Source organism: Armatimonadota bacterium, from assembly GCA_029907255.1.
Lineage (GTDB): Bacteria > Armatimonadota > UBA5829 > DTJY01 > DTJY01 > JAIMAU01.
Window position 1 is genome coordinate 48,887 of the sequence record JARYMF010000003.1, and the last position, 25,528, is coordinate 74,414.

Below are 25,528 nucleotides of genomic sequence, written 5' to 3' on the forward strand. Positions count from 1 at the left end.
TCCATGTACGCCCTGGGAATTGATTTCGGCACAAATTCGGTTCGAGCATTAATAGCAGATGTGGAAACTGGCAAAGAAGTAGGGACATATGTTCACAATTACACGCGAGGTGTAGATGGCATTATCCTCGACGAGCGTGATTCGAACTTCGCTCGGCAGGATCCCCAGGAATATGTTGAAGGGTTAGAAGCATCGGTCCGCGGGGCGATAAGGGAAGCTGAACGTGTTAGTGGTTTTAGTGCCAAGAAAATTATTGGTATTGGCATTGATACAACTGGAAGCACGCCAATACCGGTAGATTCAAATGGAATGCCTCTTTCTTTTAATAAGAAGTTTGCGGATAATCCAAATGCCTATGCATGGCTATGGAAAGATCATACGAGTCATGAAGAAGCCTCGATAATCACAGCAAGGGCGAGAGAATCATCAATAGACTACACAAAATATTCCGGCGGCGTTTATTCATCCGAATGGTTTTTTTCAAAAATACTTCATTTAGCTAATACTGACCCAGAAGTTTATGAAGCGGCTTCCAGCTTTGTTGAACACTGTGATTGGATGCCGGCTCTTATTGTTGGAGATACAAACCCAAAATGCATTCTCCGCAGTCGTTGTGCTGCTGGGCATAAAGCGATGTGGAATGCCGAATGGGGTGGTTTGCCTCCACAAGAGTTTTGGTCGGCCGTCAGTCCGAAGCTTGATGGGATAGTCGACAAGCTTTACAGAGATACCTATACGTCTAATACGAAAGTTGGCGGGTTGTGCAAAGAATGGGCTGATAAGCTTGGTTTACAAAAGGGAATTGCCGTAGCCGTTGGAGCGTTCGATGCACACATGGGCGCAGTTGGCGCGGGAATCAAACCCGGCACACTTGTAAAAATCATGGGGACATCCACGTGCGACATGATGGTTGTCCCATCTAGTGAGCTTAATACTCAAATAAAAGGCATATGTGGCCAGGTAGATGGCAGCATAGTTCCAGGGATGATTGGGCTAGAGGCAGGCCAGTCGGCTGTCGGAGACATTTTTGCTTGGTACCGAGATCAAATTCGCTGGGGAGTAGAGAATCTTCTGCCGTCTAATTTGCCTGACCTTGCAAATATGGTGGATACTGCTAAGAAAACGGCTTTAGATATTCTAACAAAGCAAGCTTCAAAGCTACGTCCTGGCCAGTCTGGGCTTCTGGCGCTTGATTGGTTTAATGGAAATCGCACTGTGCTTGTAGATCCGAATCTGACAGGCATGATAGTTGGGCTAACCTTGGGCACTAAGCCCGAGGAAATATTTATGGCGCTAATCGAAGCAACAGCATTCGGTGGGAAAGTAATTATGGAGCGCTTCCAAGAATATGGAATTGAAGTAGCTGACGTTATCACATGCGGTGGATTGGCGGAGCGTAATCCGTTCCTTATGCAGATATACGCAGACGTGACTGGCAGGCCAATGAAGGTTTCGCGTTCGTCTCAGACATGTGCATTAGGCTCAGCGATGTTTGGAGCGGTTGCTGCAGGTTATTTTTCAAATGTAGAAGAAGCTCAGGCAAAAATGAGCCATCTCAAAGATATTGTTTATAAACCTAATCCTGAGCACCGGAAGACTTACGATGCGCTTTTCTCGCTCTATCGCAAGCTCCATGATTCATTTGGAACGCCTCAACATTCAGAAAACTTATTCAGCGTAATGAAGGAATTGTTGGAAATAAAACGGTCAGTTGTCTAAAAATACTATTTTTATTGAATAGAAATTTGGCAACCGGTTCAGAAACTTTTGCTAATAATTTGAATATAATTTTACGCATCATACCGTTTGCTAAGCATTCTATAGTAAACGTCTAACGTTTGTTCTACCATACGGTCTACCGAGAACTTTTCCTTTACGGTTTGCTTACCATTGGCTGCAAGCTTCTGGGCTAGCTCTTTGTCGGTTAAAAGACGCACGACCGCATCAGCAAGCGCATCTGGGTCTTTCACTGGGATGAGAAGACCGTTGACGCCATCTTCGATTATTTCAGGAGTGCCACCGCAGTTAGTGCCGACAACTGGTTTCCCGGCTGCCATTCCTTCGATAAGCGCGTTACAGCACCCTTCTAGATATGACGGTGAGACGAGAACATCTGTTGCTGCTAGAATATCCGCTATATCTGTGCGAAAACCAGCTAATATGATTTTGTCTACAAGTTTCATTTCCTGTATTCGTTTTTCTATCGTTGGACGATATATGCCGTCGCCAACTACCAGAACCTTAGCCGCTGGAACTTTCGCAAGTATTAGCGGAAAGGCATCAAGGAGGGTGTCATAGCCCTTTCTGGGTTCAATATGGGCTATGATGGTAATGATTCTATCTTCAGGTTTTAACTTGAATTCCTTTCGAATTTTATCGGCATCTCCTGTATGCTGCCACAACGAATCGTGGACTGAGCTGTGAATCGTGGTGATTCTTTCCGGTGGAATTCCGATGCCAGTGAGAACATTTTTTACACCATCCGAAACTGATATTATGTGATCATAGAAGTGGTGATACTTAAATCTGGCAAGCGCTCCATTTATGGGATTGTCCATGCGCCTGGAGAGGATAATCAATGGCACCCTAGCGATTCGCCCTGCAATTCCGCCAAGAACATGGGCATGCGAACCTTGAAGATGGACTACGTCGGGTTTGAACTGCTTGAAAAGAAAAGCCAAGCTGGTTAAGGCAAGTAAGTCCCATTCGCCACGCATTTTAACTTCGGTGACTGGAATACCTTCATTTTTCGCATGTTTAGCCAAGGGTACATCAGGTGGACAAACTATTCGTGAATCATGGCCACGCTTGATTTGACCGGTTGCGGTATATATGATTTGATGCTGGCTACCACGCCAATACTTGCCTGTGTCAACGTGAATAATCCGCAATTTACGAGGTTTTATCTCTGCCGCTAGAGATGGTTCTGCATGATTCATCGCTGTGTTCTCCTAAAAGGATTGCTTTCACGATTGTTGCAACTTCATTTGGCTGTACCGCGCTCATACATTTGAAATCATAGCATTTTGGCTTTTTCTTACAGCAGGGAATGCAGGGCAGGTCTGCTACTATAGGCGTAAAGTTCTGGAAAGTTGTCAAATAGCGCCAGCGAGTGGGTCCAAATATCCCAATAGATTGTTTGCCAAGTGCAAGTGCTATGTGGAGAAGACCCGAATCGAGGCCCACTACGATATCTGCCATATCAATGACTGCTGCTGCCTGCTGTAATGTTGTTTGACCCGCGAGGTTTAATATTGGCACACCTGCATCATTGGATATTCTTTCTATTTGCGGGGAATCCGTTGGAGCACCGAGTGCTAGTATATGGCCTTTGTCTGCGATAAGTCTTGCAAGTTCTGCCCAATGCGGTATTGGCCATGTTTTATGCGGCCATGTCGACACTGGACATATTGCAATAATGGTTTTTTTTGCTGTCACTAACAAGTTTTTCAAGCAAGCGATTTGCATATTCCCGACTATCTGGCGACACGGGAACATAGGTTTGCGTGTTATTTGACTTTATGCCAAGTGGCTGAAGGGCATCAAGATATCGCTGTGGGCCTCTATTATTGGAGGAACAAATGACATTATAAGCAAAGCGGCTTCCCTCACGTGCATCCGCAAATCCAATTCTAATTTTTGCACCTGACGACAATACGCACAAGGCGCTTCGAAATAGGCCCTGCAAATCTATAACTATGTCAAACCTATGTGACCGGATATCCCGAAAAAGCCGAATTTTTTTGCGAAGTAACCGCGCCTCTCCTAAGATATCGTTATTGTTCCCAGATGGTTTTTCCCAAACAAGTAATTCGTCTATCCATGGATTGCCATCTAGCACACCTAAGCATTTATTGGCTATAACCCACGCAATATGAGCGTCAGGCATTGCCTCTTTAATGGCGCGCGCCACTGGTGTTGCCATAACTACATCGCCGATTGAGCTCATTTTGCATATAAGAATTTTTGGACTTTTTAGCGTTTGCATTGCAAGAATATTACTTCCTTAATAAAAAGCTTTCAAGCCTAAATCTAATGCTTCATCTTAATTTTGACACTGCTTTGCGCAATTAAAACAAGGTTTTTACCTTTGTTTATTAAATATCTGTTTGCTATAATTCCACCGAATTGCGGGCAACCTTGAGGAGGCTGATGTCATGAGCCGATTGGTAGTTTTGCTTCCCCTTTTTATAATGCTGTCGCAGAAACACTGTGCTATTGCAGATGCGCCTCAAAATTCGAATTCTCCATTTGGCGTAATTTGCTCTTGGAATGGTATTGAAGATGCTGGAATTAAATGGGTGCGATGTGGGGCGGGATGTTCAGCGCTTGATTGGGGTGCTATCAATAAAGCACCAGGAGTTTTTGAATGGAGCAATGCTGATAGTGAGATCAGGGACATTTGCGATAGATTAAAAGCTGATATTTTGGTAATTCTTGGCTATACGCCGGAGTGGGCGTCTTCTGGTCCAAACAAGGAACCGTCTTATCCTCCAAGAAACCTCTCCGATTGGTCAAACTTCGTTGGACGCATAGTCAGCCGATATAAGAATCGAATCAAATATTGGGAAGTATGGAATGAACCTGATATCGGGTTTTGGCAAGGAACAGTCGAGCAGTATGCTGACTTGGTGAAAAGTGCCTATGTTGCAGCAAAGAGGGCCGACCCTGATTGCAAGATTGTTTTAGGCGGTACTGCTGGTGTCAATCTTCCCTTTATTGAACAGATTTATGAACAAGGAGTTGGGCAATATTTTGATATATTGGCGGTTCACCCTTACCAATGGGGCGATATTTTTGATGATAGATGGTTTAATAGTCAGCTTCGGGATCTCCGCCAGCTGATGCAAAAATGGGGCGATGGTCATAAGGAAATTTGGTTGACAGAGCTTGGATGGTCTACAGGCGACAAAAGCATCACTGAGGAGGTGCAGGCTAGGTTATTAGCACAAGCAATGATTACCGCTTACACGCTCACCGATGTCAATGTCACAAAGTATTTCTGGTTCTGCGTTAAGGATTGGGGAGGCCCAGGTTATGGATTAATAAGGCCTGATGGAAGCCGTAAGCCAGCGTTTAATGCATATAGAACAGTTATTAGCGCTTTGAAAGATGCTGAATATCTTTATTCTATTCCGAACGACAATTTGCGATGCCATATGTTTTGCAAACAAGGAAGGGAAATGCTTGCTGTTTGGTCACCAGATAGGGAAACCCATGAGTTTAAATTGCCTTCTGCCCACCAATGGGAGAAGCTAATGCATATAGGTGGCAAGCTTGAATATCTCGATTTGACAAGGACTTCAATTAAAATAAGCTCAGAGCCAGTGTTTATCTTTGGCAAAAACAAAGTTGAAGCTCGGAAGCGGATTTATGAAGAGAAAGCCTTGGAAGATGTAAGGAAAGATGTGTGGTACAGCATTCAGGTCCCGCAAGGCACATCTAGGTTGTGGATTGATAAAAGTGAGAAAAGGTTGCCTGCAATAAAAATCATTGTGCACAATGATTCGCCAAAACCTGTTAAAGTGGCGTTTAAGGTGCAAATTGGTAGGTTCACCAGAATTGTCCGACATAAAGAGCCCATAAGGCCAGGTGAAGCTGTGTTGATTCCTTTAGTTTTCCTTTTGCCCTCTACTTGCAAGACTGGCTTGGAAACGCTTGAGATAAGTGGCACTGCTGATGGAAAGCGAATTCCCACAACGAGAATGAATGTTCGCATATCAAATGGGCCTGTAATTGAATTTCTGGCAAATAGTACGGTTGAGCGTGGGTATATTATAGAAGACCAGGGAAGCGGGTGTGCTCCAAGCGTTAGGTTTGGTGGGACGTGGACATACAAATTTAACCTAGAGAATTGTAGATCTGCTTCTGTCGACCTTTGCGTCGGAGCCCACAATGCTAATGAGTGGAAAGTGCTCATATCGCGTGACCAAAGAACCTGGGATATTGCACTTTCTGGAAAGAGCAATCGAAGCTGGCACTCTGTCGATTTGTCTCCATACGTAGGTGGTCCAATATTCTTAAAATTTGAAGGAAAAGACCAGCAGCTAAGCGAGCTTGTGCTTGCTATGAACCGCTAGTAATCCGGCAACTGGCGCCTAACGGCTTGTTTTGGTTGCATTGTTATTATATAGGTGGTTTGGTATAATACCTTAATACTTTAAGTTTGGAATTACAGGAGGTGGGCAGTTGAAACGACCTATTCCCATCCTTGCAATTTTGTTTTTATGTCTGCAGGTTGTTGTTTTTGCACAAGAGACAACTGAGCCTGCAAGGGCAGACCGTTTCCAGGCGGCTTTGGATTATTACCAAAAAGGTGATATTCAATCGGCGATTACCGAATTGCAAACAGTTCTTAAGGACTCGCCTGATGATGCGCTCGCTTTGAGTTGGCTTGGGTTTCTATACTTGAAGCAGGGTCGTGCTGAAGATGCAATTCGGGAGCTAGAGAAGTCTGTAGAAAAAGCACACACGGCTGAGGCTTATAATAACCTTGGTAATGCTTATCTGGCAAAAGGTGATGTTGACAAGGCGATTAAGGCTTACGAAACCGTACTTTCGCTGGATTCGACAAGAACGGAGACGCTCCATAATCTCGCCAATCTTTTAATGAAACAAAAACGCTTCGACGATGCTGAGAAGAGATACTTGCAGGTTGTTCAGGCTATCCCTAATGATGCTCGGATTTACACTAATTTAGGATATATTTATTTTCAAAGGTCAGAATGGGATAAGGCAGTTGATGCGTATCAAAAAGCCGCTTCTCTTGTTCCAGAAGATGCCCAGGCGCAGTTTAATCTTGGGCTGGCGTTGTATAGGAAAGGTAATCAGGATGAGGCGGCTTTAGCTTTGGAAAAGTCGTTGGAACTTGACCCAACCAACTATTCAGCATACGTCACGCTTGGAGAAATATATTTGAATAAAGGCTTGATTGATAAGGCGACTGCAAAATTCGCAAAAGCCTCAGAGCTTAGGCCTACGGAGTTTGTTCCACATCATAACCTCGCTGTTCTATATGCGAAACAAGGTAACTACGATTTGGCAATACGTGAAGGGCAAGAAGCGTTGAAAATTCAGCCAAATGATCTAGGAGCTATAAATAATTTAGGCTGGATTTACTATAAGAAAGGCGACTTTGAAAATGCAATTACGCAGTTTAAAAAAGCCATTTCAATAAACCGAAATTATGCAGTTGCGCACAGCAACCTTGCTGTAATTTATCAAGAAACAGGGAAAAAGTCAGAAGCTATTGCCAGCTGGTCTGAGGTTCTTCGAATAGAACCAAAGAACGTTACAGCCGCAGTCTCATTGGGTAACCTCCGCTTTGCTGCTGGCCAGTTGCGGCTTGCGGGTATTGCGTACAGGCAGGCATATAACAGCGATCCAACGAATCCTCATGCATTAAATGGCCTTGGGCTTGTAGCTGAGCGAACAGGTAAGCTTGATGAGGCAATTGAGTGGTATACAAAAGCTATTGCTGCCAACCCTAATTTTGCGATAGCTTACAATAACATGGGCGTAGCATACGAAAAGAAAAAACTACGTGACCAGGCTCTCTCTTGTTATAAAAAAGCAGTAGAAATTGATCCGAACTATACCGACGCAAAAGCTAATTTAAGCCGCTTAAGTGGTAAATAATTGCAAATCCGGTATTTATATCAAGAAGTGTATCATGATATCTGTAGCGATTATTTTAAACCCAGAGATTGACACCGCACGCCGGCTTGGGCTCGAAATCGTAAATCTCCTCGAGAAACAGCGAGTGTTTGTAATTGCGGAGCATGATGCGGCATTGGCGATGGGACGACCGGACCTTTCACGTGCTGAAGAGGAGCTTGCAAAAACAGATTTTGCCGTGGTTTTGGGTGGAGATGGAACATTGCTTCGCGCAAGTCGAATAATGACTCCGCATGGCGTACCTATGCTTGGCATACGATTGGGCAAGTTTGGTTTTTTGACCGATGTCGAACCGTGCGATGCTCGTGCGGCCGTGTTGCGCATGCTGAACGGAGAATACACAATTGACGAGCGGATGGTTTTGCGGACGGATGTGCGCCGTGATGGAAAGCGTATAGAACACTGGTTTGCCTTAAATGATGTTGTAGTAGCAAAGGGTCCACTTGCCCGAATGCTTAGGCTCGGTACATGCGTCTCAGAGAAGTATATATCCACTTATGCTGCAGATGGCATAATTATTGCATCACCAACTGGCTCAACGGCATATTCTCTTTCAGCTGGCGGCCCAATAGTAGCACCAGACTTGAACGTTTTAATCGTAACCCCAATATGTCCACACACGCTGAGTGCAAGGTCTTTGGTTGTTTCCAATAAAGAGACAGTCCATGTGAAAGTTGAAAGCGACCCAGGGGATGTGGTTATGGTTACAGTAGATGGACAAGTAGGTATGCCACTGGAACCCGGCGACGAGGTAGTTGTTGGGGAAGCGCATGTGCGAGCAAAGCTGATTTCAGTGACACCTACTACCTTCTACGATAAACTACAAACTAGGTTGAAGTGGGGCGACCGTTTCGACCTGTGATCTAATCATGATTGAGCATCTTCATATTGAAGACTATGCGGTAATAGACAAGCTGGATTTAGAGCTTGGTGATGGCTTAAACATACTCACTGGCGAAACCGGCGCAGGCAAATCGGTTATCGTTGATGCTATTAATATGGTGCTCGGAGAGCGTGTAGATTCAGAGGTTATTAGGACCGGCGCCGATAAAGCCGTCGTTGAGGCAGTCCTATTAGTTGATAGGTCTCCTTTGGCACTAAAGGCTCTTGAAGCAGCCGGTTTGGAAGCAGAAGATGGTAGAATTATAATTTGCCGTGAAATTCATAAGTCAGGCAGGAGCCAGTGCCGAATCAACGGAAGAGCGGCAACTATTGCCCTTCTAAAAGAGATAACCGATAGTCTGGTTGACATTCACGGACAGCATGAGCATCAGAGCATTCTACGGCCAGAATCGCAAATAGAGATACTAGACAATTGGTGTGGCGACGAAGTACTGTCATTAAGGGCGGAAGTAGGCGAAAAATTTGCTATTCTTCGGCGACTTAAAGACGAACTTCGCCAATTAAAAAGCGAGGAACAGGAACGTGCGCGGAATATAGATATCTATAGGTTTCAAATAGATGAAATAGAAAAAGCCGCTCTATCGCCTGGGGAGGAAGAGGAACTGCTAGCAGATAAAATCAGACTTGCGAATGCAGAGCGCCTTCATTCTATGACTTCCCTTGCATATGAAGCTATTGGCAATAGGTCAAGTGAATGCTGTGCGTTGGATAAACTTGGTGAGGCAGTTGCCGCTCTCGAGGGGATTTCGGAGGTTGATTCAAATCTGCAGCCGCTCGTAGAATCGCTCCAAAATGCTTTGTACCAGGTTGAAGATATAGCACGCGAGCTCAGGAGTTATCGGGACTCAATAGAATTCAACCCTGCACGTTTGGAAGCTATTCAAGAACGCATAGACCTCATTAGGGCGCTTAAACGTAAATATGGTGATACTGAGCAGGCTGTTATTGATTATGCCCAGCAACTAAAAAGCAAACTCGAATTGCTTGCAAATAGTGAGGAGCGGTCAAAAGAATTAGTTGCCGAGATTGAGCGTCTGGAATCGGAATTAACGCAAAAAGCCAAAGCACTTTCAGATTTGCATAAGAAAGGCGGAGAAAAATTTACAAAGGCAATCGTTAGCGAACTTGTCGAACTTGGCATGCCAAATGCTGTTTTTCAGGTTTCGCAAGAACGGAAAGAAATTGATTCTTTAGGCATTGATAAAATCGAATTTCTGTTTTCCGCCAATACTGGGGAGCCGCCAAAGCCTCTTGTTAAAATTGCATCCGGAGGCGAAATATCACGAGTAATGCTGGCAATAAAATCAGTTTCTGCTACAGCAGATAGAACCCCAACGCTAATATTTGACGAAATTGATGTTGGTATTGGGGGTCGAACAGCGGAAGTCATAGGTCAGAAGCTAGACACTTTGGCTAGTAAAAGTCAGGTTATATGCATAACTCATCTGCCACAGATTGCCTGCCGAGCTGGAAAACATTTTGGAATAGAAAAGGAAGTTTCAGGCGGGCGAACGGTTGTACGAGTTCGTCCTCTAACTTATGAGGAACGAGTGGCGGAGCTTTCTCGGATGCTTGGAGGCGCTAGCCCTTCTCCAACTGCCATTCAGCATGCCCGGGAAATGCTTGCTATGAAAAGCACTGACACATAATCTAATTTTCTCTTGTCATTAGTTCTGCAGCCAAATTTCAGGATTCCTGTTGTTTCGCGTAGATAAGAATAAAATCAGCGAGCAATTTTTAGGTCCCAATTCTAATTTCGGATTTTGCAAATGGCTAAAATTACGTCAATAGCTAGGGTTGACAAAAAGACAAAGCATTTGGCTCAAAGGCTTAGGAAAGGTGAAATAGCTGTTATTGACCACCAAGACCTTGACTCGACTTGCGCGCGGATGCTTGTTGATTGCAAGGCTGCGGCAGTGATAAACGCAAGCAAATCCATCTCTGGAAGATATCCAAATACCGGTCCAAGCATTCTCCTTTCTGCTGGCATTCCAATCATAGACAACGTTGGCAAGGAGATTATGGACGTCGTTTCGGAGGGCGACAAATTATTAATTGATGGCGAGACTATCTATAAGAATGGGGTAGTAGTTGGCATTGGAAAGTTGCTGTCTACTGAAGAAGTCAATCGTATGATGGAAGAATCTCGTAGCAATCTTGCTGTCGAGCTTGAGAAATTCGTTCAAAATACCCTGCGGTACATTGAGGAAGAAAAATTTCTAATCCTTGACCCAGTTGAGGTACCAGAATTAAAAACCAAAATTGCCGGCCGCCATGCGCTCATCGTAGTTCGGGGCGAAGGTTACAAGGAGGATTTGGCTATCATAAAATCGTATCTTCAAGATGTAAAGCCTGTCCTAATTGCTGTTGACGGCGGTGCAGACGCCCTGCTTGAATTCGGATTTAAGCCTGATTTAATAGTTGGTGATATGGATTCGGTGAGCGATGAAGCATTGAAATGTGGCGCAGAAATTGTTGTGCATGCGTATGGGAATGGAAAAGCTCCAGGTCTTGCAAGGGTGAAAGAGCTTGGTTTAAAAGCCGCAGTATTTCCACTGCAAGGTACAAGCGAAGACATGGCGATGATGTTAGCTTATGAAAAGGGCGCTGATCTTATCGTTGCGGTTGGGACGCACTCTAGTCTTATTGACTTTTTAGATAAGGGCAGAGCGGGTATGGCAAGCACATTTCTTACCCGCTTGAAAATAGGGTCAAAGCTTGTAGATGCAAAAGGAGTAAGCAAGCTTTACCGACGAGAACCAAAATTAAAAGAATTGCTTGCCCTTGTGTTGTCTGCTTTAGCTGTAGTTTTTGTAATCGCTTTTCAATCCCCAGCTTTTCGTACATGGGTTGGATTAATATTCTTCAAGCTTAGAAAACTGCTCGGCTTTTAGGAGTCCCAAATTGCCAATAGACTTTAGGTATCATCTCACCAGCTTGGTTGCGGTATTTCTTGCGCTAGCGCTAGGCATTCTCCTAGGAAGCAATTTTATTGCCGGTTCTTCTGTTGAGAGGCAAGTGGCAAAAAGATTAGAACAGCAGTTTTCTCAGTTACAAGCCGAGAACAGAAGCCAGCAGCGAACAATCTCTAACCTTAATGAATTAATAAGAAAAAGTGAGGAGTTTGAGCGAAGTGTATTGCCAGCGCTTGTCGCGGGTCACCTTGCAGGGCGTAGAATTGCTATTATCCAAGCTGGAGATTACATGGAAGCCGCACAAAGTGCAAAGACCGCGCTTGAGACTGCAGGTGCCGAAGTAATTTCAGTTACTACAATTTCAGACCTTTCAGTGGATTCTGCTGTTACCAGGGCGGCAAGAGCTGTGGAATTAATAGCGGGCGAGTATAATTTGCGCGATCCCATCCGAAGAGCTATCGAAATCATTGCCAAGTGTGTGGTGAATGGCTCGCATCAAGACGGAATAGATGTATTGGAGCAGAAAGGTTTAATTGCTGCTTCAGGCGACTACAATCGCAGGGTTTCAACTGTGGTGATCGTCGGTGGTAGCAAAGACAAAGAAGACAAGTCCTCCTCAAAGGTAATATTTGTCCTCATTGATGCTTTAAAGGCTTTCAATGTTGTGGCTGTAGGATGCGAACCTTACCAAGTTGGTTTTTCTTCTATACCAACCTTCCAAAAGAAACAAATTCCCACTGTAGACAATGTTGACATGCCGATGGGTCAAGTTGCCCTTGTGTTTGCAATAACTGAGGGCAAAGGAAGCTTCGGCATAAAAAAGTCAGCTGAGCAAATTCTCCCACATTATTTTGGAACAAAACAATGGCGAAAAGGATATCCGCGCTAATTCCTGCATACAACGAAGCTGATGTAATCGCCCAAACCGTCAGGGCGGCGCTCGATATCCCAGGTGTTTCAGAAGTGTTAGTAGTTGACGATGGCTCAAAGGACGACACCGCGGAAGTTGCGCGCTCTGCTGGCGCCCACCAAGTTATTAAACTCACTCATAACATAGGCAAGGGAGGTGCGCTAAACAGAGGGTGGAAACAGTGTAAAGGTGAGATACTTCTACTTTTAGATGCTGACCTTGGATATTCTGCTTCAGAAGGGATTAAGCTTCTTGAGCCCGTGTTAAAAGACGAAGCTGATATGGCGATTGCTATGCTTTCTGGTTTGCCGCCTGAAAAAACAAATAGCGATATGCCTATTCTTTCCCCAAGGAGCAAGGGATTTGGTTTGGTGGTGAAGACTGCTAGGTTCGGGATTATGTTATTAACAAGGCGCAAAATGCAGGCGCCCCTTGCAGGACCCAGAGCCTTGAAACGTGAGATTGTCGAAAGGATTGGAGGTTTTAATAGTAGGTTTGGCATAGAAGTTGGGCTTACTATAGATGCGCTTCGTATGGGTTATAGAGTAATTGAGGTTCCGGTTGATATGGTCCATCGAGCGTCTGGTCGAGATTTGCGAGGCTTTATCCACCGTGGCCGCCAGTTTTTGGATGTTGTTCTAACACTTATGAGGAAAACTTTTAGACTATGAACATATGGGTGCTTCTACTCCTAAGTTTAATAATTACACCCGTAGCTGTGGTAGTTACGAATAGACTAGTCCAAAAGTTTGAGCTTATTCGGCCTAACTTTCGAGGCGATAAGATTCCAACTTCCTATGGCTTTATGCTAGTTTTGGCGGCTACACCGGTCTACATTGCAATGTGCATTGGAATGCCGCATGTTGAGTTTCGGACTGTAATATTTTTGATTGTAGTAATCGCATTTGGAGTGGCTGGTTTTGTTGATGACTTATATGGGTCTAGAGAAGTTGGTGGGTTTAGAGGACATTTTAGCCTGCTTTTCAAAGGCAAGGTAACAACGGGCGTTATTAAGGCATTTGTTGGGGGCCTTACTGCGATTGCAGTGGGTGTAATTATCGCGCAAGGACAGCCCGGTATTGCAGTTATTAATGCACTGTTAATTGTTCTGGCGGCAAATTCGCTAAATCTATTGGACTTGAGGCCTGGTCGTGCAGTATCTTGTTTTTGGGTTGGGCTACTAGTGCTAGTTATTTTACGGCAAGGCAATCTGGACATATGGCATGAGCTTACAGTGCTCCTATTGCCTGCACTTTGGCTTACAAAGCTTGACCGGTCGGCAAAAATAATGCTTGGCGATGCAGGGTCGAATACGCTAGGTGCAGTTTTGGGATTAGCGTTAGCGTTTGAGATAAATACACTTGGCAAGTTGATTATTGTAATAATGCTTGGGTTTTTGCAGGTATACGCAGAAAAGTATTCAATAACAAAACTAATAGAAAGTAACCGCATCATGCGGGAGATAGACCGCAGGATGGGAGTGAGGTAGCTTTGGGAAGAATAGTAGTCAATGCAGAGAGATGCAAGGGATGCGAACTTTGCGTTCACTTTTGCCCCAAAAAGTTGATTTATTTGGCAGAGGGTTTCAATAGCAAAGGCTTTCATCCGGCAGCTTTCATGGATAATGGAGAATGTACCGGATGCACCGCATGCGCTGTCATGTGCCCTGATGTAGCAATTGAGGTGTACAGGTAGAAAGCAGATTTCTTGCAGAAGCCAATAAAATAGCTCCATTATATTCCAATTCGTTTTTACTAAAGAAAAGAATCTCTGTTTCCGGCTCGTATTTGGAGGTAATGTCATGACAACAAAAGTTTTGATGAAGGGTAATGAAGCGGTTGTTCGTGGGGCAATTGCTGCCGGTTGCCGTGCTTTTTTTGGATATCCCATCACCCCTCAAAACGAAGTGCCCGAGTATATGTCTAAATATATGCCCGAGGCTGGCGGTGTTTTCGTACAGGCAGAAAGTGAAGTAGCGGCGATAAACATGGTTTACGGTGCTGCATGTGCAGGCGTCCGTGCAATGACATCATCATCGAGCCCTGGAATTAGTCTTAAAATGGAGGGAATCTCTTACCTTGCAGGGGCTCAACTTCCGTGCCTCATTGTAAATGTTCAGCGTGGAGGTCCCGGACTTGGCAATATAGCGCCATCGCAGTCAGACTATTTTCAAGCGGTCAAAGGCGGTGGGCATGGCGACTATAAGATGTACACCTTTGCTCCATGGTCAGTAAAGGAGATGTTTGAACATCCATCGCTTGCTTTCGAAGTAGCCGATAAATATCGCGGACCGGCTATGATTCTTACTGATGCAATAATAGGTCAAATGCTTGAGCCAATTGAAATTCCAGAAAAAATTGAGCTAAATTTGCCACCCAAACCATGGGCAACTACTGGTGCAAAGGGTAGGGGGAGGAACTCAATCACCTCTCTTTACATAGTTCCTGAGGATTTAGAGAGAATTAATTTGGAAATACAAGCGAACTATAAGCTTGCCACTGAGCGTGAGGTTAGATTTCAGGAATTCTGGATAGACGATGCCAATTTAGTATTAGTTGCATATGGATGTGTTGCAAGAATATCTCGCACAACAATGACCATGGCTCGCGAAAAAGGTTTGAAAGTTGGGCTTTTTCGGCCCATTACTCTTTTCCCATTTCCATCAAAACAATTGCTTGAGCTTGCGAAATCAGGAAAGCATTTTCTAGTTGTGGAGATGAGTGCTGGACAGATGGTAGAGGACGTTAGGCTTTCTGTAAATGGCGAAGCGGAGGTTGATTTTTATGGAAGGCTTGGCGGAATAGTGCCAAGCCCAAATGAAATCCTTGAAGAGGTGGAAAAACTCTTAAAGCCATCACTATACCAGGTCATGGCTTCGGCAAAGACCTCTACCAATTAATATGGAATTGCCACCATGGTGATGAGTTATTTGCATTAGAAAGAGGAAGAAGATGAAGGTTGTATTTTCGAGGCCAAGAGCATTAAGTGATGTAACGATGGCGTACTGTCAGGGGTGTACCCATGGGATTGCACACCGCTTAGTTGCTGAGGTTATTGATGAGCTTGGAATACTTGAGCGCACAATTGGCATTTGTCCAGTAGGATGCTCTGTGTTCCTTTATCAATATATGGAATGCGACATGATTGAGGCGTCACATGGGCGAGCACCGGCAGTTGCTACGGGTGTAAAAAGAGTGCTTCCTGACAGGGTTGTTTTTACTTACCAAGGCGATGGTGATCTTGCAGCTATTGGAACAGCAGAGATTATTCACGCTGCTGCAAGAGGCGAAAACATAACCGTAGTTTTTATTAATAACACAACATACGGTATGACTGGTGGCCAAATGGCACCAACCACAATACCAGGCCAGGAGACTACCACTACTCCAGGGGGACGAGATCCCATTAAAGCTGGAAACCCAATAAAAGTATGTGAGCTTCTTGCGCCTATTGAAGGGACAGCATATATTGCGCGCGCATCGCTTACAAGTCCGGCGAATGTTATGAAAGCTAAGAAGGCGATAAAAACTGCGTTCGAGATGCAGTTGGCAGGAAAGGGGCTTTCGCTGGTAGAACTTCTGTCTTCGTGTCCTACTCAATGGGGAATGCCACCTCTTGAAGCTCTTAAACATGTAGACGAAGTAATAACTCCATACTATCCGCTTGGTGAGTTCAAGAGAGTAAACTAGAAGACGAAAAATGATGGAGGCAGTAGGGAAACATGGATTCAGCCCGATTTGACCGCATAAGGTCAGCAATTAACGAAATACCGGTTATTGATATCCATACACATTTAGGAACCCGTGGGATGTGGCAGGCGAGGGATTTAACAGACATAATGTTCTATCATTGGCTTGGAACCGAGTTCCGTAACGCTGGTTGCCCTGAGGAGGCATGCTACCCAAGCCAAACAGCGCCTGCACTTACGCCAAAGGAAAGGGTAAAAACAGCAATTCCTTTCTGCCGAGCGATTCGAAATACTTCAAATTTTTGGGCGTTCGCTGGAATCATGAGCGACCTTTACGGAATTGACTATTTGGATGAGAGCAACTGGGAATATGCTTTTGATGCAGTCGCAGAACGCGCTAATGACCCAACATGGGAGCTTGAGGTACTTAGAAGGGCAAAGATAAAAAAAGCCGCAATACATGCTGGCCAAGAACCTAGGGACCCATCGCCATATTTTAACTATTTGCTTGGTGAGGGGCTTTATGGAATTGGCTTGGTAACTACACCCGAAGCGCTGACAAAAACGCTCGGAGAACTTCCTCAGTCTGCACTTGATTTGGATGTTGCAATTACCAAGCATATTGAGAAAACAGCACAAGAGAGCAAAAGCACAGCGATTCATCTTTGGCTTCCTGCTACGTGGCGATATACGCCGACTGAGCTGGACGAAGCAAATGAACTATTTAAACGGTGGAAAGCTCGAGAATCGCTGTCGCAAGAAGAACGAAACCGACTATCTTCGTTTTCTGCAGATGTCGTAGCTAGGGAAGCAGGACGTCTCGGATTGGTTGTTCAAGTATTCCATGGCTCAATTGCATACTCAGGTGGACTGCAGGTTACAACATGGCACCCAGGTTTCCTTCGCAACCTAATACTTCATATCGCAAAAAACGCAGCCACCAAGTTTGATTTATTTCTTGCAACTAGGGCGGCAAGCCATGAGGCTGCAGGTTTAGCGCGACTGTATCCGAATTTAATCGTTTCAGGCGCTTGGTGGCATGGATTCACCCCCACTACGCTCACGGAATTCTTCCGCGATAGGCTGGAAATGCTTCCCATGACCCGGTGGCATGCTTTTTATTCTGACGGCTATTGTGTTGAGTGGTGCTATGGAAAACTGCTTCTCACCAAGAACCGGCTTGCAGTAGCACTAACTCAGCTTGCGGACGAACACTTGATAGGGGAAGAAGACGTGGAGGAAATTGCACAGGCATTACTTTATGATAATCCAATGAGAATATATCTAGCCAACCACTGTGCGTAGACGTTTACCCCAAGGTCCAGCAATTTCAAATATCTTTAGAAATCTCCCTGTGCGGCATATATTCTAGCAATTAACGCTAAGGAGCTTTCTATCTAAAGTGGAGTTTTGATTATTAAAAAAGAAAGTAAGGAGGAGGACGACCGTTGATTGAGTTAGCGCTGGGAAGCGAGTCTCACATTGGAAACATTTACCCATTTGTTGAAAAGCAAGCTTTAAAGTCAGAATTTTCTTATTCATACCTTAGTGGCGGATTTTCGAATCCCGATGCGTGGAAAAAAGCGGCACGTGAGAAGGTTTTCGAACTTCTTCATTACAGACCTGAGAAATGTGCGCCGAATGCCGAGATTACCGAGAGAACAGATATGGGTGATTATATACGCGAAAAGATATACTTCAACACAACGCCCGACATTAGAGTGCCTGCGTACGTTCTGATACCAAAAAGTAGTCTCCCGGCGCCAGCTATTGTTGCGTTACATGACCACGGTTGCATGTACCGTTGGGGGAAGGAAAAAATTATAGATGTTGGTCCTGTGCATCCAGCTTTGGAGGAATTCCGCCAGCAAGCATACTCGGGAAAATGTTATGCCACGGAGCTTGCCCGTAGAGGGTATGTAGTAATTTGTATAGATGCCTTCTACTTCGGAGAACGAAGAATTTTGCCTGCGGAACCAATTGACTCTGCAACCGAGACCACTGAACAAGTTCAAGCACAAAACGAGCTTTCGCGGAAAGAAGATACTGTGGCGAAGACAATTTTCATGGCGGGACTCACTTGGCTAGGAATTATGATTTGGGATGATATTCGCACTGTTGATTATCTAATTAGTAGACCAGAGGTTGATCCCATGCGGATTGGGTGCATCGGATTATCTCTTGGTGGGTTTAGAAGCGCTTATCTCTCAGGCCTCGACTCAAGGATAAAATGTGCGGTTGTTGTCGGTTGGATGAGCGCTTATGGAAAGATGTTGAAAAGACATATGGTTTGCCACACATGGATGTTGTTTATTCCGGGACTATATCAATACCTCGACTTGCCAGACATAGTTTCAATGCTTGCGCCAAATCCTCTCTTAGTCATTCATGGTAGCAGGGATGAACTTTTCCCACCGGAAGGCGTCGAGGAAGCTTTTGAGAAAATCTCAGCTATCTATGAAAAGCTTGGTGCACGAGACAGATTCCGTGCAAGCGTTTACGATACACCGCATGAGTTTAACGCAGATATGCAAGAAGAGGCATTTGCATGGTTTGATTCTGTTATGCGTCCAGCAGGAGTTTAGGCAACCCAAAGAGAAACTTGCATTTACTAGATTGCTTAATTTCGATTTGATTACGGAGAGGGTATAAGATGGATTTAACACTACCGGTAATTCATGTAGTTGCAGAAAACTTGCCCGAAGCGTGGGAACGAGCAGTTGTAGAAACCTGGAAGCATGGTGCAACAATACAGACACAATACGATAAGCCAACTGACCCGCCGAGTAAGGATGCGCTATCTGTTATTGTGGTTACTAACCCCATGTCCGAGCCGCGAATTCATCGGGCATTTCCAGGGGGTATCGTTGAACTTGAAGCATACCGCCAAGAAGTTGTGGATGGAATCCACGATCATTGGGTAAACCCTGCCGAAGGGAAATGGGAGTATACATATCATGAACGCTTAACAGCATATTCAGTTCCTGGCATAAAGGAACCTGTTAATCAACTTGATTACGTGGTATCAGCACTTGCAGAAGCTCCGTACACTCGCCGTGCACAGGCGATTACCTGGAAGCCATGGGAGGATGCAGGTATTCAAGACCCTGCATGCCTTCAGCGGATGTGGTTCCGAGTATTTGGCGACGAATTAGTTCTAAACGTTCACATGCGTTCGAATGACGCCTTCAAAGCCTCGTTTATGAACATGTATGCTTTTACTGATCTTCAGCGAGTTGTTGCTGAAAGACTTTCCGACCGTATTGGGCGCAGGATTAAAGTAGGGCAATATACACATATTGCTGATTCTTTCCATATTTACGGTTCATATTTTGAAGAATTTGAGGGTTTCCTTAAGACTCTGCAAACGCGCACATTCGAACAAAGAGTTTTTCGCACTGAGGATGTCCAAGATATCATTGATGAAGCAAGAGAGCAGATTGCGCGTTCTCTTGAAACTGAGATTATTTCGGGGAGAAAAGGACTTTGAGAATTAAGCGCATGAGCAGAGGGCATACATTACTCTAAGATTGTGGAGGTTTCCAATGTTATTTCCCAAGGACAAAATGAGCTATACTTCAGTTTACGAAGGTAAGAAATCCGATGAAGGTTGGCTTGTCCTGAATATAGCCGGCATGGATTTGGAGGGAGTTAGCAAAATCTACGTTGACCTTTCAGATGTCGAGGAAATCAAGACAAAAAAGTTAAAGGCTCAAGAAGCTTTAGAAGAGGCTAGGCGCCTGCTGAGTGGAGATCTTTAATTAGCGAAGAATCTAGGATAACTAGTTTTACCAAGCTAAAAACCTCCAAAACAAGACAAAAGAAGAGAAGCTGATGGTGATAAATGTTATCCCATTTTTCTTATTAAACTGACAATGGCACAACTATGGAAATTACTCTTCCCCAATTTGCACTAATGCTACATTCGGTTCCACACCTAGGACCAAAGGGAATCCAACGGATTTTATGCGATATTTCAGCACCTATTGGAACCAAAACCATTAATCTTAGTGAGCTTCAGTTTTGGAAACTCTCAGCAGATTGCCTAATAAGAAATTATAAGGTTCACCCAGAAGCAGCACATTACATTGAATTTTGCAAGGAGCAATTACTCAATTCATCAAGGGATTTATTAAAGGCGGTTCAGAAACTTGGTATCCATGTAGTAACGGTTGTCGATTCTGATTATCCCCCTTGTATTCGGGAATACGAAGCCCATCCGCCGCCAATACTTTATATTTATGGAAATATGTCCCTCCTTAGAGAAAGAAAATTCGCAGTAATTAGCTCAAATGATATAAGTGGCCGAAGCATAGAAATAACCCGCGAAATTTCTAGCTTATTATCTGAAGAGGGTCTTACTGCGGTAACTAGTCATAACACGCATTCATATCAGATTGTAGGCATAGCTGCTAAAAGCCGCAATGCTCCATTAGTGCTAGTTCTTGATAGGGGTATTCTTAGTGCATTTCCACAGGGTCTTGGATGGGAACCTGTTGCACAGGCGCGTATTTGGGATTTGCGGTTTGACCCTCAGCGGGACGTAGTGATCTCGAAGTTTCGAGTTTATGATCCATGGATTGGAGCAAATGGGCGTGAACGCGACCGCATGGTTTTTAGCATGGCTGATATTGTAGTAGCTGTTGAGGTGCGAGCCGGAGGGGTGATGGAGGCGGAATGCCTTCGAGCGTTTAAACATGGTAGAGAGGTTTATGTTTACAAACCTGACGACGGAGAACCTCCTGCTGGCAATCAAACCTTGTTGAACAAAGGCTGTGAACCGTTGAATCCTACGCAGGCTCGCTCACTGATGCGAACTCTTGATTTACCAAATGATGACGATTTGGAATTAAGCCAATAATTCTCATCCAGGAGGTGAAGAAAATGAAAATGCCAATGACGTCCATTGGTGGCATTAAAGTATCAAGAATCATATGTGGTTCAAATACTTTCTTTGGCTATTCTCACTTCAGTGCAGCAAGGGATATGTGGCTTAAGAAATACTTTGACGTACCTAGAATAGTAGAAGTCATGGCAAAATGCGCTGAATTTGGTGTGAATTGTGTGCTTAGTGGTCCTGTTCCCGCAATGTATGAAGCTATCCAAGAGGTTGAAAGACAGACCGGCAACCATTATGTTTGGATTTGCACGCCTGGAATGGGAAACGAGGATATCGGTGAAGGTTTGAAGTGGTGTGCCGACCACGGAGTGGAAATGTGTTTTCCGCACACTTCTTGGACGGACATTCGACTAAACGTAGCAAAAAACGAAATTGAAGGAGTCGAGCCGGTCTTTGAGCAAATACGAAATCTTGGCATGATTCCTGGCTTCAGTACACATAGACCAGAAGTCATAATCGTTAGCGATAGCCGCGGCTATGATGCCCAAGCATATATTCAACCATTTAACGTTGCTGGATTCTTGTGTTCTGTTGAGACGGATTGGATAGCGAGGATCATACGCAATACACCTAAGCCTGTTGTTTGCATCAAACCGCTTGCTGCGGGGCGAGTCATGCCTGAGCCGGGTCTAGGGTATGTGCTTCGCAACAACAAACCAATTGACCCGGTATGTATTGGTTTCCTTAGCCCTGAGGAAGCAGAAGAAGACATCCGCATTGCTCTAGCAATAATGGAGCACGAACAGGCAAACGTTGAACTTACAAAGTCCCGAAGTAAAGCACATCTTGCTTGACACAGGTTGCTTAGTATGATACCTTTTGGTCAGCATTACCCTCAGGAAGAAGCATGTTACTTAAGAAGCTCGAGATTCAAGGATTTAAAAGTTTTGCTGACCGGACCGAAATCCTCTTTACACCGGGCGTCATTGCGGTTGTTGGTCCAAATGGTAGTGGAAAAAGCAACATCTCCGACGCTATCCTCTGGGTACTTGGCGAGCAGAACGTTCGTGCCTTACGCGGACAAAAATACGAGGATGTAATATTTGCAGGCACGGATAAGCGCCGACCAGTTGGGATGGCTGAAGTTTCCCTCACGGTTGACAATTCGAGCGGGAAATTGCCAATCGAATTTTCTGAGGTAACGGTTACTCGCCGTGCTTATCGCTCAGGTGAAAGCGAGTTTTTCATAAACAAGACCCCATGCAGGCTCAAAGACATATATGAACTATTTCTTGATACCGGTGTTGGGCGAGGGGCATACTCCATTGTAAGCCAGGGTGAGATAGACGCTATTCTTTCGGCTCGACCCGAAGATAGGCGCGAGTTGTTCGATGAAGCAGCCGGCATTAAGAAATACCGCCACAGGAAAAAAGAAGCTGAGCGAAAGCTAGAAACCACTGAGCAGAATCTCCAGCGAGTGAATGATATTATTAGGGAAATCGAAGCCCAAATTGAGCCGATGGTTGAACAAGCCGAAGTGGCAAAAAGATATTTGGAGCTCGTATCCAGGCTCCGGGAAATAGAAATAGGCATTCTTGTGAACGACCTTCAGCGCTATAACGCTGAAATTCAGGCAGTGCGTTTAAATAAGCAGGTCTTTACTCATGAAATTTCCGATGCGGATGCCTTACTTGCAGCTTTAGAGGAGGAGAAGTCTGCACTCGCTGTTGATTTAGCCAACGCTGACGCTCAGGTAGAACGATATCAAGCTCAGTATCAGGAAGCACTGACTCATCTTGAGCGGACAGAGAGCCAACTGGCTTTAGTAAACCAGAGGCATTCTTCGTCGGAAAATGCCAAAAATCTGCTTTCAGAGGAAATTGCCCAGCTTGAAAGGCGTATTGCCCAGCTTGATTCCCAACGAGAAAATCTATTAGCAGAACGCGAAAGCTTGGAAAAAGAGGAGGCTAAATTAAACCGGCGGCTGGAAGATAAAATTGCTGAACTTCATGCGCTTCAAGAAAAAATGGAGGCAGCTGAACAGGCGGCAAATGAGAAGAAAAGTGATTACATTGAACTGGCAAAAAAGTTAGCGGCTCAAAAGACAGAATTAGCAAATACGACTGCCAGAATTGAAAGTCTTCAAGAATCGCTAGAACGCTTAACAGTTGAGCTAAAAGACGCTGAACAAGCTATGGGTAAAGTGTGCACAGAAAAGGAGAACACGGAGAGTGAGCTTCTAAAAATTAAGGCTGACCTTGAAAAAGTTGCCTCGGAAATGTCTGCTCTCAGCATAGAAATTAAGGAAAAGCAGGCAGCTGTTGGTAAGTTAGATGATGAACTTTCGCAACTTAAGAGCACACTAGTAGACAAGCAGTCGCGTTTGAAAACACTGTGCGAAATGGAGGAGGCTAGAGAAGGGTATTTCCTCGGGGTTCGCTCTGTAATGAAGGCAGTAAAATCAGGATTAATAGACGGTGGCTTTGCAGTAGTAGCAGACGTGATAAAAGTACCAAACGGGTACGAGACAGCCTTTGAAGTCGCTCTTGGGTCGAGCCTTCAAGACATAATTACCGACTCTGAACGTGAGGCGAAAGAAGCAATAGAGTATTTAAAAACAAACAAAGCTGGTCGAGCCACGTTCCTGCCTCTTAACATGATGCGGTATACGGTATCTCCGCTTCTCAAAGAGCTAGTTGGCAGAGACGGGGTACTAGGTCTTGGAAATGAACTCGCAGAATTTGACCCAAAATATGCTCCTGCGATTAATTCTTTGTTAGGCAAGGTTCTGGTTGCGCAGGATATAGATTCAGCAATAACAGTGTCGAAATCAGCAGTTGGTTGGAGTAAGATAGTTACCCTTGAAGGCGAACTTGTGCTTCCAAGTGGAGCAATTACTGGGGGCAAAGCACCAGGTAAAACTACAAATAATCTTCTGGAGCGGAAGCGCGTAATTGAAAATTTGCAAAACGAAGTACGTGAAATCGAGAGGAATATCGCGGTCAAACAATCCTCGGCCCAAGCGTTAAAGCAGGAGATAAATGAGCTATCAAACAGACTAGCAGCTTTGGGAGAGCAGGATACTGCACTAAAGATGTCGTTTTTAGAAAAGGAGCGTCAGGTTGAGTTCCTGTCCCGTGAAGCTGCAAGGCTTGCGAAGGAGTTAGAAGTTATTGAGTCTGAAAGGGAAGATGTCCGAGAAAATTTGGACAAAGCCTGCGAAACTCAAACCTTGCTTATATCCGCCATAGAAGAGGCAAATAAGGAAAATGCCACCCTTGATGACCAGATAAACAAAACAGAAAGCGAGACTCAGGAGTTACAAGAAAGATGTGACCTTGTAAGTGGTGAGATTAGTGCTGTTAACATTTCCTTAGCTTCGCTCGTCCAAAAAAAGGTAGCTATTGAAAGCAGTCTGACAGACTCTGAAAACACTTGGAAGGAAATTTCCACCGAGATATTTCGCAAGCGTGAGCAATTAAGAATGGCCATAGAAGAAAGGGATGAAACTGAGCGTAGGCGAGTCGAGCTAGAGGCAGAATTAGAAAATGCTAAAAGAATTTCGATAGAGACGCAGACCCAATCTGAACAATGGCGCAGGACAAAGCAAACAATACTGGCATCAAGCATGGAAGTTACTGAACGTATAAAGGAGGTAAACCGCAATCGAGAGGACTTAACGCAAAAAGTTCATGCCGCGGAGCTCCGTGAAGCCAGATTGGAAGTTCAGATTGCGCAAACGACAGCGCGTTTACTAGATGAATATGATATAACTGCGGAGGAAGCTCTTCGGAAAGAACGTCCCGAAGTAAAACACGGTTCTGCTGCCGAGGTGATGAGACTGCGCCGCGAAATAAAAGCAATGGGGGAAGTTAACACTGGGGCAGTTCAGGAGTACTCCAGACTTAGCGAAAGGTTGGAGTTTCTAAGCTCTCAACAAAGGGACCTGATTGATGCACGGCAAAAGCTTGTGAGTGCAATAAAGGAAATAGACGAAAATACTAGAGGCGTTTTCCTTGAGACATTCGAGGCCGTTGGAAGAGCATTTAATGAAATGTTCTGTCGCCTTTTTGGCGGTGGGAAGACTCAATTGGTGCTTACTGATCCAGATAACATACTTGAGAGCGGGATAGATGTAATGGTCGAGCTTCCAGGTAAGAAGCTACAAAATCTTCTTTTGCTCTCAGGTGGCGAAAGGGCCCTTATAGCATCAGCTTTGATGTTTGCTTTGCTATCTGTAAAACCAAGTCCGTTTTGTGTTTTGGATGAGGTTGATGCTCCCTTAGATGAAGCAAACGTAGAGAAATTTGCTGACATAATAAGGGAGTTTGCTGAGAATTCCCAGATGATTGTAATAACTCATAACAGGGCAACAATGGAAGCTGCAGACGTTCTTTATGGCGTGACAATGCAGGAACCTGGTATATCAAAGGTTGTTTCGGTAAAGATGTCCGAGATTGAAGCAAAAAGTCAATAGGGCTAAAGCATCAACGTGAGGCAAGAAATAAAGGCTTGAGTAGCCTAAAAAAGAAAAAGACAATCGCCATACCAAAAAAGGATTTTGATAAAAGCAAAAAGTTTTTTAATTGATATGC

The 25,528-nt window shown here is 44.5% G+C and carries 22 protein-coding genes; 19 read left to right on the top strand and 3 right to left on the bottom strand.

Translation table 11 applies throughout. The annotated features are described in order from the left end of the window. Nucleotides 1–3: 3 nt before the first annotated feature. On the top strand, nt 4–1,719 hold the full coding sequence (locus tag QHH26_02950) for a ribulokinase (protein MDH7480919.1): 1,716 nt from the start codon (nt 4–6) through the stop codon (nt 1,717–1,719). A gap of 71 nt (nt 1,720–1,790) precedes the next feature. Here the strand turns inward: QHH26_02950 and QHH26_02955 are convergent, their stop codons facing one another. From QHH26_02955 to QHH26_02965, 3 genes are read right to left on the bottom strand one after another with little or no spacing between them, the layout of a single operon-like run. Continuing rightward, nucleotides 1,791–2,939, bottom strand: coding sequence for a glycosyltransferase family 4 protein (locus QHH26_02955; protein ID MDH7480920.1), 1,149 nt, complete (start codon nt 2,937–2,939; stop codon nt 1,791–1,793). After that, the gene (locus QHH26_02960) at nt 2,893–3,402 is read right to left on the bottom strand and encodes a glycosyltransferase family 9 protein (GenBank protein ID MDH7480921.1); all 510 of its coding nucleotides are present in this window, start codon (nt 3,400–3,402) and stop codon (nt 2,893–2,895) included. The genes QHH26_02955 and QHH26_02960 overlap by 47 nt, the downstream gene beginning before the upstream one ends. After that, on the bottom strand, nt 3,383–3,988 hold the full coding sequence (locus QHH26_02965) for a glycosyltransferase family 9 protein (protein ID MDH7480922.1): 606 nt from the start codon (nt 3,986–3,988) through the stop codon (nt 3,383–3,385). The genes QHH26_02960 and QHH26_02965 overlap by 20 nt, the downstream gene beginning before the upstream one ends. 169 nt (nt 3,989–4,157) lie before the next feature. Here QHH26_02965 and QHH26_02970 point away from each other — a divergent pair, with 169 nt between their 5' ends. From QHH26_02970 to smc, 18 genes are all read left to right on the top strand, one after another. Then, nucleotides 4,158–6,080 carry a glycosyl hydrolase gene (locus QHH26_02970; protein MDH7480923.1) on the top strand — a complete coding sequence of 641 codons (1,923 nt, stop codon included), beginning with the start codon at nt 4,158–4,160 and terminating at the stop codon, nt 6,078–6,080. A 109-nt stretch (nt 6,081–6,189) separates the two neighbouring features. Next, the gene (locus QHH26_02975) at nt 6,190–7,638 is read left to right on the top strand and encodes a tetratricopeptide repeat protein (GenBank protein ID MDH7480924.1); all 1,449 of its coding nucleotides are present in this window, start codon (nt 6,190–6,192) and stop codon (nt 7,636–7,638) included. Between the two features lie 34 nt (nt 7,639–7,672). Beyond that, entirely contained in the window at nt 7,673–8,539 is an 867-nt protein-coding gene (locus QHH26_02980) for an NAD(+)/NADH kinase (GenBank protein ID MDH7480925.1), read from the top strand. A gap of 7 nt (nt 8,540–8,546) precedes the next feature. Continuing rightward, a complete protein-coding gene (gene recN, locus QHH26_02985) occupies nt 8,547–10,229 on the top strand; it encodes a DNA repair protein RecN (protein MDH7480926.1) in 1,683 nt (560 codons plus the stop codon). A gap of 120 nt (nt 10,230–10,349) precedes the next feature. Next, nucleotides 10,350–11,474, top strand: a complete 1,125-nt coding sequence (steA, locus tag QHH26_02990; GenBank protein MDH7480927.1) for a putative cytokinetic ring protein SteA — start codon at nt 10,350–10,352, stop codon at nt 11,472–11,474. Between the two features lie 10 nt (nt 11,475–11,484). Further along, nucleotides 11,485–12,384, top strand: coding sequence for a copper transporter (locus QHH26_02995; GenBank protein ID MDH7480928.1), 900 nt, complete (start codon nt 11,485–11,487; stop codon nt 12,382–12,384). Continuing rightward, the gene (locus QHH26_03000) at nt 12,360–13,076 is read left to right on the top strand and encodes a glycosyltransferase family 2 protein (protein ID MDH7480929.1); all 717 of its coding nucleotides are present in this window, start codon (nt 12,360–12,362) and stop codon (nt 13,074–13,076) included. The genes QHH26_02995 and QHH26_03000 overlap by 25 nt, the downstream gene beginning before the upstream one ends. Next, entirely contained in the window at nt 13,073–13,894 is an 822-nt protein-coding gene (locus QHH26_03005; GenBank protein MDH7480930.1) for a hypothetical protein, read from the top strand. Before QHH26_03000 ends, QHH26_03005 begins: the two co-directional genes overlap by 4 nt. A 2-nt stretch (nt 13,895–13,896) precedes the next feature. Then, complete coding sequence (locus QHH26_03010) at nt 13,897–14,100, top strand: 4Fe-4S binding protein (GenBank protein MDH7480931.1); 204 nt, start codon at nt 13,897–13,899, stop codon at nt 14,098–14,100. A 106-nt stretch (nt 14,101–14,206) separates the two neighbouring features. Continuing rightward, nucleotides 14,207–15,304, top strand: coding sequence for a 3-methyl-2-oxobutanoate dehydrogenase subunit VorB (locus QHH26_03015; protein ID MDH7480932.1), 1,098 nt, complete (start codon nt 14,207–14,209; stop codon nt 15,302–15,304). A 52-nt stretch (nt 15,305–15,356) separates the two neighbouring features. Beyond that, nucleotides 15,357–16,094: a thiamine pyrophosphate-dependent enzyme gene (locus QHH26_03020; protein ID MDH7480933.1), complete on the top strand. Its 738-nt coding sequence runs from the start codon at nt 15,357–15,359 to the stop codon at nt 16,092–16,094. A 32-nt stretch (nt 16,095–16,126) separates the two neighbouring features. Beyond that, the gene (locus QHH26_03025; protein ID MDH7480934.1) at nt 16,127–17,398 is read left to right on the top strand and encodes a hypothetical protein; all 1,272 of its coding nucleotides are present in this window, start codon (nt 16,127–16,129) and stop codon (nt 17,396–17,398) included. Nucleotides 17,399–17,541: 143 nt separating this feature from the next. Beyond that, nucleotides 17,542–18,678 (top strand): alpha/beta hydrolase family protein, encoded by a 1,137-nt coding sequence (locus QHH26_03030; protein MDH7480935.1) that lies wholly within the window; start codon nt 17,542–17,544, stop codon nt 18,676–18,678. A 68-nt stretch (nt 18,679–18,746) separates the two neighbouring features. Beyond that, nucleotides 18,747–19,583, top strand: coding sequence for a thymidylate synthase (locus tag QHH26_03035; protein ID MDH7480936.1), 837 nt, complete (start codon nt 18,747–18,749; stop codon nt 19,581–19,583). 55 nt (nt 19,584–19,638) lie between these two features. After that, a complete protein-coding gene (locus QHH26_03040; GenBank protein ID MDH7480937.1) occupies nt 19,639–19,854 on the top strand; it encodes a hypothetical protein in 216 nt (71 codons plus the stop codon). Between the two features lie 125 nt (nt 19,855–19,979). Continuing rightward, a complete protein-coding gene (locus tag QHH26_03045) occupies nt 19,980–20,954 on the top strand; it encodes a DNA-processing protein DprA (protein MDH7480938.1) in 975 nt (324 codons plus the stop codon). 23 nt (nt 20,955–20,977) lie between these two features. Further along, nucleotides 20,978–21,787 (top strand): hypothetical protein, encoded by an 810-nt coding sequence (locus QHH26_03050; GenBank protein MDH7480939.1) that lies wholly within the window; start codon nt 20,978–20,980, stop codon nt 21,785–21,787. Nucleotides 21,788–21,840: 53 nt separating this feature from the next. Continuing rightward, nucleotides 21,841–25,410 (top strand): chromosome segregation protein SMC, encoded by a 3,570-nt coding sequence (smc, locus tag QHH26_03055; GenBank protein ID MDH7480940.1) that lies wholly within the window; start codon nt 21,841–21,843, stop codon nt 25,408–25,410. The last annotated feature ends 118 nt before the right edge of the window (nt 25,411–25,528 follow it).